At 44.2% G+C, this 12,678-nt stretch carries 10 protein-coding genes; 2 read left to right on the top strand and 8 right to left on the bottom strand.

Annotated features, from left to right (window positions below; all coding sequences use genetic code 11):
* Positions 1 to 54: 54 nt before the first annotated feature.
* The 4 genes from ACFQV5_RS16085 to ACFQV5_RS16070 form a co-directional block, all read right to left on the bottom strand.
* A complete protein-coding gene (locus ACFQV5_RS16085; protein ID WP_379248372.1) occupies positions 55 to 2,130 on the bottom strand; it encodes a serine hydrolase domain-containing protein in 2,076 nt (691 codons plus the stop codon).
* 180 nt (positions 2,131 to 2,310) lie between these two features.
* Positions 2,311 to 2,676 (bottom strand): hypothetical protein, encoded by a 366-nt coding sequence (locus ACFQV5_RS16080; RefSeq protein WP_379248371.1) that lies wholly within the window; start codon positions 2,674 to 2,676, stop codon positions 2,311 to 2,313.
* A 122-nt stretch (positions 2,677 to 2,798) separates the two neighbouring features.
* A complete protein-coding gene (locus ACFQV5_RS16075; RefSeq protein WP_379248370.1) occupies positions 2,799 to 3,407 on the bottom strand; it encodes a nitroreductase family protein in 609 nt (202 codons plus the stop codon).
* A 166-nt stretch (positions 3,408 to 3,573) separates the two neighbouring features.
* The gene (locus ACFQV5_RS16070) at positions 3,574 to 4,974 is read right to left on the bottom strand and encodes an MATE family efflux transporter (protein WP_379248369.1); all 1,401 of its coding nucleotides are present in this window, start codon (positions 4,972 to 4,974) and stop codon (positions 3,574 to 3,576) included.
* Positions 4,975 to 5,131: 157 nt separating this feature from the next.
* Here ACFQV5_RS16070 and ACFQV5_RS16065 point away from each other — a divergent pair, with 157 nt between their 5' ends.
* On the top strand, positions 5,132 to 5,995 hold the full coding sequence (locus ACFQV5_RS16065; RefSeq protein ID WP_379248368.1) for a helix-turn-helix transcriptional regulator: 864 nt from the start codon (positions 5,132 to 5,134) through the stop codon (positions 5,993 to 5,995).
* Positions 5,996 to 6,128: 133 nt separating this feature from the next.
* Positions 6,129 to 6,278, top strand: coding sequence for a hypothetical protein (locus ACFQV5_RS16060; protein ID WP_379248367.1), 150 nt, complete (start codon positions 6,129 to 6,131; stop codon positions 6,276 to 6,278).
* Between the two features lie 132 nt (positions 6,279 to 6,410).
* On the opposite strand, the gene ACFQV5_RS16055 is transcribed toward ACFQV5_RS16060, so the two are convergent.
* From ACFQV5_RS16055 to ACFQV5_RS16040, 4 genes are all read right to left on the bottom strand, one after another.
* On the bottom strand, positions 6,411 to 7,199 hold the full coding sequence (locus ACFQV5_RS16055; protein ID WP_379248366.1) for a formate/nitrite transporter family protein: 789 nt from the start codon (positions 7,197 to 7,199) through the stop codon (positions 6,411 to 6,413).
* A 120-nt stretch (positions 7,200 to 7,319) separates the two neighbouring features.
* A complete protein-coding gene (locus tag ACFQV5_RS16050; protein ID WP_379248365.1) occupies positions 7,320 to 8,906 on the bottom strand; it encodes a response regulator in 1,587 nt (528 codons plus the stop codon).
* Positions 8,903 to 10,816, bottom strand: coding sequence for a sensor histidine kinase (locus ACFQV5_RS16045; protein ID WP_379248364.1), 1,914 nt, complete (start codon positions 10,814 to 10,816; stop codon positions 8,903 to 8,905). Before ACFQV5_RS16045 ends, ACFQV5_RS16050 begins: the two co-directional genes overlap by 4 nt.
* A 181-nt stretch (positions 10,817 to 10,997) precedes the next feature.
* Entirely contained in the window at positions 10,998 to 12,662 is a 1,665-nt protein-coding gene (locus ACFQV5_RS16040; RefSeq protein ID WP_379248363.1) for an extracellular solute-binding protein, read from the bottom strand.
* Between the last annotated feature and the right edge of the window lie 16 nt (positions 12,663 to 12,678).

Below are 12,678 nucleotides of genomic sequence, written 5' to 3'. Positions count from 1 at the left end.
AGCCCTTTTCATAATATTAAAATGTATTATTCACGATAATCTGTTTAATAGCTGCTATTTCAATGTAATATCGAATTTTGATCCTGCTTCTCCAGCAAAAACAATCGTGCCATTCTTCGGTAACTCCACTTTGTTTGAACCACTAACAACGGTAAAGTTCACCGTAGTTCCTTGCTCGTCATATACCGCAAATGCACCTTTTGCCGGCAATGCAACCGTCATGGTTTTACCTGCCGCAGCTGCAGGCACCTTAAACCATTTGGCATATCCATCATCTTGCAAAGTGAGTGTAGATTTTTTGCCTGCATAGAGTGGTTTTACTTTCTCTTCACTTACGTATAGACCTCCTGCAGCTTCCAAATATTCAACTCCTGCTTCTGTGGAGAAACGGAATTCTGCCATATCCCGGCCACCCATGGCTGGAATTTGAAGCTGACTCGCCGCGGTGTTCGGGTCTATAATCTTCCTGTCACCCCAATAGCTCGGCATTTTGCCCGAACGGTCAATCTGTAATGTTGGTTGTGTAATGAGGTAGACGAGAGAAGAATACTTCTCATTGACAGGATAATATATTTTCCCATCCCGCTTCGTCCAAGCATCAGACGTCTCTTGAGATAACGTATGCTCTTCCAGCTTCTCAGCTGCATATTGCGATAAAGCTAGCTGACCCAGTTCAGGAACCGTCGCGTATTCTCTAATCCACAAGTAGGTTCGATCGTTCTTTGTCTCGAAGCTGACTTTAGAGCTTCCGTCCTCACTAACAAAGGTTCCGTCCGCAGTATACACATATTTCAGCCCCGCACTCTCTGGAGCAAGTGCCGAAGCGATGGACAACTCACCTTCTTTATTCACAGCAACCAGAATCTGTTGACCCATAGAACCATAATTACCTGCTTGTTTCATGACGTCAGCAGGCATAGAAGCCTTCACCGGTTTGCCAAACGACTTCGCTGGTTTGATATCTTTGATTGTCCCTTTCTCCTTCAACGCTTGAAGAAGAAGCTCGTTTGCAAGCAGCTGGTTCAGTGAGCTTGAACCACCGGAGGACAGCACGGCAGCAGCCATGTTCTGCTCTGGGAGCACGACGAGTGAAGCATGATACAGAATCGTATCTCCGCCCTTCACTAGAGCCTTAAACCCGTAATCATTGAACGGAAACAACCTTACACTGTCCCAGCCAAGACCGTAATCGATTGAATTATCTGCGTCTGCAGGCCACAAACCCTTCTTATACTCCTCTTGCTCCATCGCACGTACTGACGTGTCAGAAAGGATATCCGATTTCTGTCCTGTGAAAATTTGAGAGAACTTTACCAGGTCCTCGGCTGTTGAATAAATTCCACCTGTTCCAATGACATTAACCGTCTCGTTCGGAAGCTGTCCTTGATAAACTGGATAATAAAGACCTGCCATCTTACTTGTATCCAATACATCCTGGGATGTCTTCGTATGGCTCAATTCCAATGGAGCAGTGAAGTGCTTATGAATAAATTCAGTGAAAGTTGTGCCGCTGACTCTTTCTACAAGAATCTCAGCCAATGTAAATCCATCGTTGCAATATACAGAGAATGCGCCAGGGTCCGCCTTCAGACTCTGAGTAGACAACTGCTTCAGAAGCGTATCGTGAGCGTAGGTGTCTTGATCCTCGAACAAAAAGGAGCTGCTGAGACTTGATCCTTGCAGTCCTGATGAATGATTCAACAACATACGTGGTGTAATTTTCTTATAGCGTTCGTCTTTCATCGTGAAATCCGTTATGTACTGGACTAAGGGCGTATCCAGGTTGATCTTCCCTTCTTCCACCAACTTCATAACAGCAGCTGCCGTGAACACTTTACTTGTCGATCCAATGCCGTACACCGTATCCTTGGTCAGTGGTTTCTTCCCCTCGATGTCATTCAAGCCTGACTGACCCGACACCGTAATCTTGCCGTTATCGATCAAAGCATACTGTACACTTGTTGTACCATATGTCTCAGTAAGCAGTGCCGCTTTCTCCGCAGCGATCTTCTCCAGTCCTTGGTTCGAAACAGCAACGCTGGAATCAGCACTTGCTGCCATGGCCCCTGTCGGAATGATTAACATTAGCACGAGCAGAGCAGTCAACATCCAAGATAACCTTTTCTTCAAAAAAAATACCTCCTTAGTGTATGAGTCTATCATGTAGTACGATTTACCAATTGATTTGGTTCATAATCTTTTCAATATCTTTCCAATACTGCAAAAAGGACCGACCTACAGTAGATGTTTCTCTACATGTTGGTCAGCCCTTCTGCGGTATTCTTATTCCGTTCTAACTCCGTCTTATTATTAAATTTTTCGTTTACGCACGCCCAGCGCGAGCAGTCCACAAGCGGCCATAAACAAATACGGACCACCAGAAGCAACATTAATGGTTGAACCTAGGAAATCTACCGTTTTGGAAAGAATATAGCTCATGCCCAGTACTACTCCAAGAATCGCCATGACATATCCAAGCTTCTTATTCATCCGTTTCTCACGAATGACGGTTACGCAAGGATATACAAACAATAGAATAAAGAATACCACTCCCTGGCTAAATCCATTCTGCGAAAGCATACCAATCTCCACCCATTTAAAGAAAAACGAAAGGAGCGCTGCACATGAGGCAATAAAAATCATCTTACTGCCCATATCCCACTTTTGAAAATTCAAGTTAATCTAATCCCCCTATGGATACTCTAGACGACATGAGTAGTCATACATCGACAAACATAGGTCAATTATACTAGAACCTCAATAAGCAAGATAGAGCTAATTGGATATCCCCTCGGTTATTACTGAGATGGACTTGTTCCGTCCAGACGGTCTGCTGCATCGTTCAACCATACGGTCTTGCTTGCCACATCCTGACGTTTACCAGGTTTTGCGTCCATATCAGGCACTCCCAGATATATAAAACCAAGCATTTTGTCCTTATCCCGAAGGCCAAATGCTTTGTTCATTAAAGAATGAAAGCATGGATCTCCCGTTCTCCACACTGCACCTAGTTCTAGAGCATGTGCTTGAAGCAACATATTCTGAATAGCCGCAAAAACAGCTCCATATTCTTCGAGTTCTATAATTTTAGGGTCGTCTGAGGGAACGACTGCCACACCGATTACAACGGGAGCACGCATCGCTTTGTTTATAGCTGATTGCCTTATCTCAGCCGTTTCCTCTGCACTCTTCTCTCCCTCTTTACTTAAAGCAATATCCGCTAGTGCATTCCCCAATCGCTCTCGGCCGCCATCTCTCATCACAAAAAAGCGCCATGGCTCCGTATGCTTATGATTCGGAGCCCATGTACCCGCTTCCAAGATCTGTTCAATATGATCCTGAGGAATGGAATCCTGCTTTACTTTTCCCACACTGCGGCGCGTACGAATTGCTTCATGTATATTCATTATTAATTCCTCCTAATATCTTCTAGTTGCTTCTATGATCCATTGTAGCAAAAAAAAGGTGTCCAAGATATCCGAAGGGTATACACTGAATTAGGCTGAAATTACAACAGGACGCGAATCATGCCGCGTCCTGTTCACATACGATGCTAATTAGTTCATTGGTTCATTAAACTGAAGGAGCGACAATCGTTTCAACTGGATTGTTGCCTGCATCAAGTCGTTCGCGCTCTTTCTCCCCTGCCTTCCGGAGCATCTTCTGACCACGCCAGCGGAAGAAGGACAAGATTCCCCGCACATATTCATCTGCAATCATGCAACAGTATATTCCGACCAATCCCCAGCCGTATTGTACACCTAGTACATAAGATAAGCCTGTCGCAATGATCCACATGGACCCGAGTGAAATATACATGGTAAACCGGGTGTCCCCGACCGCATTCAGAGAGTTCCCCAAAGTCATGTTCAGAAGTTTACCTGGCTGTAGGATCAAATTGAGTCCGAGCAACGAAACCCCGATCGCAATGATCTCTGAATCGGCTGTGAACAACCCTAGAATTTGAGCACCTAATACGTAGATAAGTAGGGCATTCACACCGACAAAAATAATCCCAATTCCAAAGGCACGATACGCAGCTTTGTACGCCTGCTTTGTTTGACCAGCTCCATACAGATGCGCGATCTGGATCTGTGCTCCAGTAGCAATGGACATTCCGAGTAAGAAACACATAGACTCGAGTGTATTCATATATGTTCTAGCGGCGAGCTCCGTCGCACCCAACTGAGCGATAAACGTATAAATGATCAACTGAGAAAATACCCAACAGGACATGTTAACACCCAGCGGCCAGCCGATATTCATAATTTCCTTGAACAGCGGTTTATCGAATAGACGGAATTCACGGATGTGGATCCGGTAATCGAACGAGCGCAGGAACATGAACATAAGTGCTACGACGGCTAGTAGTCTGCTAATCACAGTTGAAATGGCTACACCTGTCAGTCCCCACTGCGGCAGGCCAAAAGCGCCGAATATGAATCCATAATTCAAGAACACATGAATGATATTCATAACAACAGCCGTGTACATCGGCCCCCTCGTATTGCCTGTGTTCCGAATGACTGTACTCATCGTTGACATCATAGCGACCAGCACCATACCTCCGCCTACGATAGAAATATAGGTACCTGCGAGTGGCAACAATCGATCAGGCAGCTGGAGTACAGAAGCGATTTGAGTAGGCAGCATATATAACACAGCACTCAGCAGCACACCGATTAATGTGCTTACACTTAGAGCCATGATAGCAATTTTGCGTGCATCCAGATTTTTAAGAGATCCAAGCTTCTGTGCAATCAGTATACCTGCACCACTCGCCACCGTCATGAACAGCGTTGTCATCGCCTGAAACAACTGATTTGAGAATCCGACTACAGCAACCGCATCATCCGATATCCGGCTTACCATCAACGTATCTACTGCACCTAACAAAAATTGAAGAAACAATTCGATGAAGATCGGCCACGCCAGAACCCATAATGTAAATTTCGTTTTGTCTTTATCCAACATTCAAACATCCAACCTTCTTCTCAAGCTGAAGCGTAATTCAGCGATAGTCACTTACAACAGCTTCTAATTATAGATGGTATACTGGTTTTAAAATATCATTTTATGAACGTAAACTATAAAAATACAAACTTCAATATGGAGGAAAGGAACTCATTATATGACTATTCTTCACTTTACAGTCCCCCCACTTCCTGAGTACATCATTAGTGGAATCACTGAAGCTCCTGAGGGTGCCAAACACCCCAACAGAAGAAATATCGGTGTGTTCGATCTTCTTGTCGTCTGTAAAGGATGCTTATATGTAACGGAGAACGGACGTGCATTTGATATCGATGCCGGATCATTTCTTATTCTGCGCCCGGACACCCACCATTTCCCTACCCAAGGCTGCACGGTAGATACGCTTTACTATTGGCTGCATTTTCAGACCTCAGGAGGATGGAGCTCAGAGGGGTATAATACTTCATCTAAAAAAGAGGAATTATCTGAGCTTCAACCCTTCTCTCCAAACTACTTTACGGTTAAGGTCCCCCAGTACGGAAATTTAAGACAACCACAGAAGGCTTTCGATTTGTTGGATTCACTCGCTGCTCTTGTCCAAAATGGTCATAAGGTCCAATCGTTATGGCAACAACAGGTCCTGTTTCAAGAGTTATTCGAGCAGCTTACTGCAGCTATGGATCCCCCGATTTCTTCTCCACATTCAATTTGTGCCGAACAGGCAGCTGCCTATTTACGTACACATTACAGAGAGAATTTCCGGGCACAAGCACTCGGAGAAAGTATTAACTTTCATCCCGTGTATATCGCCCGCTGTATGCAAAAGGAATTCGGTTGCTCTCCAGTAGAATACTTACTGCACTATCGTATCGAAAAAGCTAAGCTGCTGTTATTGCAAACCGATCACACCATAAGCTGGGTTGCTGAAGACGTCGGGTTTAACCATGCTGCATACTTCACCTCCTGTTTCTCCAAACAAGAGGGTATGTCACCGCGGAAATATCGTCAGCAATTTTCGTAATATATCTTGCAATCCGGTGAGAAGACATTATAATAGGGGTAGAAGAACATGATAATGATTATCATTACCATGTGGTTGAGAACGCAGTGAGAATATATTCGAGATACTTCATATAAAGGAGAACCCGAGCCCTATGAGATCGAATCATCAACGTACCAACCTACAGGTTGACGATTACCTAGACCTGCTCAACCTTGCCATTCAGCTTGGTGACGCGAAATGGCAGAAAGAGATTACACGCAAGATGGAAATGACGCTATCTCTTCTTGAGCCTGCTCAATAAGCCATGAAAAAGCATTAGAATTCACACATATATCATTGTTTGTCTCATATAAATAGAAGACACCTAATGCATCAAAGAAGCCAAGGCACGCTTGGACATCTGATGCTTTAGGTGTCTTTTTCTGTTTAAAGATTATTCGCCTGTCTCATCCATAAACGGTTTATTTACATAGTTGTACATGAATGCCATAAATATAGTTCCACCGATCAAATTACCAATGGTCACAGGTACAAGATTGTACCATACTCCTCCAAGTGTAATCGTATCCGGATGGTTTACGACCAGTGCAATTGCAAAGGTGCACATGTTAGCAATACTGTGTTCATATCCAGAAATGAAGAAACAAAACACGAACAGCATCATCGCGAACAGTTTCGGTCCATCCCCCTTCAAACCCATCGGAATGAAAAAGGCGAGACAGACTAACCAGTTACATAAAATGGCTCGAAAAAAGAGCTCTGACACAGGGGCATGCATCTTCTTCTCGACCACCCCCATCAAAAAACCGTTCACAGCTGGATCATTGAACAATCCTGTCAGGTAAATCAAAAGAGCAAACGCAAAGGCACCTATGATGTTGCCAATATAACTTGTCACCCAAAGCTTTACGACTTGTAGCCACTGTAGTTTTTTGCGAAGAGCGGCATATGAGAAATAAAAGGTATTGCCTGTAAACAGATCCCCACCGCCATAAGCGATTAGAATGATAGCTGCACCAAAGGTTAAGGCTGCCATGGGGTATGCCCCCGGGGAATGAATATTATAGAAAAAGCTTCCTGTCTTAAAGGCGACAATAACACCAAAACCGATAAACATACTTGCTAGCGCTGACCGTGCCAAATAACGAATTTTGCTTTGTTTGAAAATCTTCATTTTCTTCAGCGCCAATTTCTCCACTTGAAGCAGGGATTCAACTTCCATGAATTCACTTCCTTCGTCAAAAGATCCTGATTTGTCAGTTGTTTGTTAATATTTTCATAGATTACATGTTTTATCCGACGAATGGAAGACCAATATATGTAAAATGAATCCTTACTCCTACTAAACATCCCTAATTTCCGCATCAGATAATACTTTTATACGATATTCATGAGGCGGTATACCTTCCAATTCCTTAAACACCCGAGTAAATTGCTTTGCATTCTCGAAACCGACGCTATTCCCGATGTCAGCAAGCTTCAATGTATGATTTCTAAGCATTTCCTTCGCTTTATTAATCCGGATTTTCTTCAGATATACAACAAAGCTCTCGCCCGTATGTGCCTTAAAAGCCTCACTAAAGTACGAATAATTTAAAGACACATGATTGCTGACCATAGCCATATTGAGCGGTCTATTATAATGTTCCTCCATATAAGTAATTGCCGCCTTAATCTCAGCATGTTCACTGTGCGCGCTTCGAATACTTCGCACATAGTCGTTCACCATTAGAAGCAAATGCTCCAGACTTCGGAAATAATCATGAAAGTGGCGGAAATTATCCAGACTCCCCGTCTTACGATAGAGCTTGATCACCTCAACAAGCGATTCTCCGTAAATACGGAACACCTCATCAAATACCTGCTCATTCATTCGCTTGCTAACCCGTTCCAAATAATCGACCTGCACATGAGGCATGTGCTCAATATGGAAAATCGATAACAGAAGTGCCTTCATCTCTCGCTCTCGATCTGTTCCGAGCATATTTCCAAGCCTTCGAATCTCCTCATCCGGCATCGGATAACTCCTTGCCTCTCCTTCGATATCCCCGTAACTCATCCGTCTCACATTGGGATAAATGAATGTATAGCTAAGAGCGATAATCGCTTGCTGATAACATTCCGGGAGATTGTCTGCGGTATACCCCTCCCGGCTAATACCGACCATAAGTCCATCCATTTCCTTTTCCGTGAATTGGCGGGAGAGATCTTCGAACTGACTATCCAAACTTCCAATTAGAACTAATTTTCCTTCTCCATCGAAGAAACAAGCACGAACTAGACTCCAGTTAGGCTCCATCGTATGCTTCACCAGCTGCTTCAGATCTTCGCTTTTCATCTGATTTCCATCTTCATATATATACTTCATTACTGCTACACGAAACGGACGAGCCACGGATTCCATCCCGATCACTTGCGAAAGCTCCTCAACATCCTGTGTAGAAGCCTCTTCCTTCATCAAAATCCCCATTAATCTACTCGACTTCACATGGTCTAGGTATGCCTCACTAGCAGCTATACGCTGCTCTAAATCAGCCTGACGGATGAGCGCTTCCTCGCTTTTTCGAAGTACCGCAAACAGTTCATCTCGCCGGATGGGTTTAAGCAAGTATTCCTTCACCTGATACCGTATGGCCGCCTTGGCATATTCAAAATCGTCATAACCGCTCAGGATGATTATGATTGGCTTTCCAGACTCGATTGCCCTAGATTCAGCAGCGATTCCTTCAATCAGGCCAATCCCATCCATCACGGGCATGCGAATATCGGTAATAACGATATCTGCCGGATGTGCCCTATATAACGCCAAGGCTTCCTGACCCTGTGTTGCTAAATCGATATGATATATGTCGGGAAACTCCCTCTCGATCATCATTTTCAACCCATAACGGATATTCTTCTCATCATCAACAATTAACAATCTTCTCATGTCAAATTGCCCCCTCCTGATAAAAGGACTTTAGGGAAGAACATCACTACCGTAGTGAACACACCTTCCTCACTCTTGATTTCCAGTCCGTATTCTTTCCCATAGAACAATCTTATTCGCTGATGTACATTGCGAAGTCCGATCCCTCCGGCCTGCTGCCCGCCACGTCCATAACCTTCCGGACCTCCAACAAGCTCCTTATCTGCTAAAGGGATTGCTTCATTTAACCTTCGCAAGCGGTAATCACCAATCCCAATTCCATTATCGGTCACAGCAATCGTAATCTGGTCATCTTCCCAAGAAATCACATCAATTCTTATGACTTGTTGCTCGACTTCCTGTTCAGGCCAAGCATGCTTCACCGCATTCTCAACAAGTGGCTGAAGTGACATCTTCAGCACTTCAAGCTCTAAAAACTCTGATGGTACATTCAGTATAAGTTCGATCGGTTCCTCAAAACGGATGTTCATGACATCAATGTAGTTACGAATATGCCTGATCTCATCTTTCAGCTTGACGTATTCTCCGGACCATTTAAAATTGTAACGCATCATCCCACCAAGCGAGGTGAGCGCATCGGATATCGTTCGCTGATCTTCCATTTCTGCAAGCATTTTAATATTCTCCAAAGTGTTGTACAGAAAATGCGAATCAATCTGGCTGTGCAGCGTACGGAGCTCCGCTTCCTTCGTGAGCGCCTGCTTCCGTATCCCTTGGGCAATCAGTTCATGAATCGTTTGAATCAGCTTGTTGAAATGATGTGCAAGTTCCCCGATTTCGCCTCCACCGCGAATGTCAATTCTTGCTCGAACCTCTCCTTTACGGACCTGTTTCATTGTTTCCGTTAATCGCCGTAAATTTTTCAGAATAATCGAGTTCATAAAGTAAGTCGTTACCGCCAGGATAACAATTAGAACAATGTTCACTGCAATGATCTGCTTCTGAGATTTGGATACGTTATTAAGCGCACCCTCCAGAGACACTACATTCAGCAGATGTGACTGTAGGCGCTCAACCGGAGTCGATATCAGCAAAAATGATTTCCCATTTACCTTAAATTGTTTATGAAGCGTCTCTTGCTGCTCACTCCCCTGGCTCTTAAATTCAAGAAATTCCGATGCCACCGCATCCCGAAGAGCCTCATTATGAGCTAGAAACGGCTGATTCTTATCCATAAACAAGGCCCCGTCACGATCTGCAATAACCATCTGGGAGCTCTCATCCTCTATACCTGCAAACGTCTTTGGCGCAAAATATTTAAGTAGCATCTCGACCTGAATGATACCAACATGGCGATTTCCTAAATAATTCTCACGCAACAGAGAAACCTTTGGCATGTCCTCGTTCATATTAGAAGCATACCGCCTTAAAATATCAGAGTCTCGGTAGTTAAATACCCAGCGCTCTCCTCCACTACCGTTCAACTGACTCACTTCGGGGTACCAAGGTTCCTCCGCAATCCTCCACTCCTGAAAAATAATCGGCCACATCTCCGTAACCCGATCATTATGCGTAAATATTCTTAGGTGTGTAATGTTGGGGTTATTAATCTGAATACCCACCAAATCTTGAAGTGGTCCACGAGCAAGCTCTAATAGCTCCTTCGTGCCAAAATCCTCCTCGGACGTAAGATAATCGTTGATTTCCTGATCCGAAATGGAGAGCTGGGCTGCCATCTCCATGGCTTCAATCTGATTCAGCATCGTCATCTTTTCCATCTCTAGCATAAACCGATTCTGATTCAGTGCATCACTGATATAGGTATCGCTAATCTGCTTAAAGAAATAGTTAGAAACCGCGATGCTTGGAATAACCAAGATAATGATATATGCCGCTACCAGCCGACTCTGCATTGATCTGCGCCCGAACCAGTATTTAAAGGATTGAAAAATAGTTGAACCGCTCCCCATGTTGTCACGTCCTACCACTCTATTTCAGCATTTGGTTGAAATGCTCCGTCAACTCGATTATACCCCTCACGATGTGGCAAAAGGCACCTCAATTCCGGTCTGTTCCGGATTTGAGGCACCTTGTGCACATTTGAATAACATACGAATTATTCTATATTTCATTCTAAAACGAATATAGCTGCTACTCTATGAACTCAGCGAGTTTCTTCATATTTCCTTCGTACATCTTCTGTCTGTATTCCTGAACTTTATCAAAGCCCAATGATTCACGCTTTGCAAGGTAATCATTCCAGAGCTGATCGAATTCGACATCCGTTTTTGCAAGGAGCATTTTCGGAAGAACTTTCCCCCACTCTTGCAGCACCTTACCATTAATAATGCCCTCTTCAGAATTACCTTGTGGATCGAGTTGGTCAAATTGCGAGAAGCTGTATGTCTTACCACGTGTCCAGTCTTCCATCTGCTTGAAAGGCTCTACGGAAGCTGGTGCCCATGCTGGCGTCATGTTCGTGTCCATCAACATCCAGAACGTATGGGATGCACCATATTTCTTATCAAATGCACCACGATCGCTCTGAAGCAACTGCTCCACTTCTGGTAGGAACTGATCCTTGCCATCAATCGTATCCCAAGTTACTCCCTTCTCCCCAAGGAACGTATCACGTTGACCCTCCTCGGAAATTAAGTAATCCAAGAAGCGGATCGCGCGTGCTTTGTCTTTTACATCCTTCGAGATCAGTGTGACAGTCCACCCAGAAATAGAAGGGCCCGAGAGGGTAGCTTGATCCATACTGGAATTAGCCGGTCCATCTACCGCAATATAGATAGAGTTCGGATCATTGGCATACAGAACATTCTGTTGGTTAGCAAGATCGCTTCTAGCATACAACATGGCAAAATAACGGCCCTGCGCGATCTTCTCTTCCATTTGTGGACGTTTATCAATGAAGATATCCTTCGATAACAGCCCTTTCTCATTAACCAGACGCAATGTTTTCAACCACTTCACAAAATCAGGATCGGTGAAACGATCGTACAGCTTACCGTCCTTCTCGTAAGGAATAGCAAGGAAGTTTTGGATATAGTGCTCTAGCGATGCATTGCCCTTATCATGGAAATCATACAAACCAAGTGGTATCAGCGGTTGTCCATTGATATCCGGAAATAATTTTTTAGCGTCCTCGAGTGCCTTCAGGAAGGCTTCCGGAGTCCTCATATCAGGACTTCCAATTGCTTCGTACATATCTTTACGTACAAGGAACGTCTGCGTTGAAGTCAGGTTATCTCCAAACTTCTCATAGTCTTTAGGTGATGACGAGGAGTTCGGATAACCGTAGACATTGCCATCTTCCTGGGTGTACCAAGACACTTTTGCCGGATCAGTTACCTTATAGAAGTATGGATCGTATTGATCCGCCAGCTCATTCAGTGGCAGAACGAGATCACCCTCGATCATTTTTTTGACAGCATCCTCATACCAGCCCAGTGTAATAAAATCTGGTAGAGATCCGGATGCAATCATCGCGTTCATCTTCTCCGCTTCATTACCAGCAGGGACGATAAAGTTTATATCTACACCTGTTTTTTTCGTGATGTACTTGGAAGTGATGTCTTCGCCCCATTTGTTAGGGAACCAGGCGAAGTTGATATACCAGTCAAAAGTGATCGGAGATGTATCCACAGACCACCCCGGCTGATCCTGTGTCAGCTTTACTTCTTCGACCGGTTTCTCTCCTTGATTCTCTTCGGCCTTCTTCTCCCCACCTGAAGAGCATGCAGTTGTAAAAGCCATAACGAGCGCGAACATCAGCATCAGGAGGTTTTTTGGTTTGTGCATCTTGTTCATGCGTTTTCCCCTTTTC

The organism is Paenibacillus sp. GCM10028914, assembly GCF_042666275.1.
GTDB lineage: Bacteria > Bacillota > Bacilli > Paenibacillales > Paenibacillaceae > Paenibacillus_AQ.
Note: the sequence above shows the minus strand (reverse complement) of the source record. Positions and strands in the feature narration are given on the sequence as shown.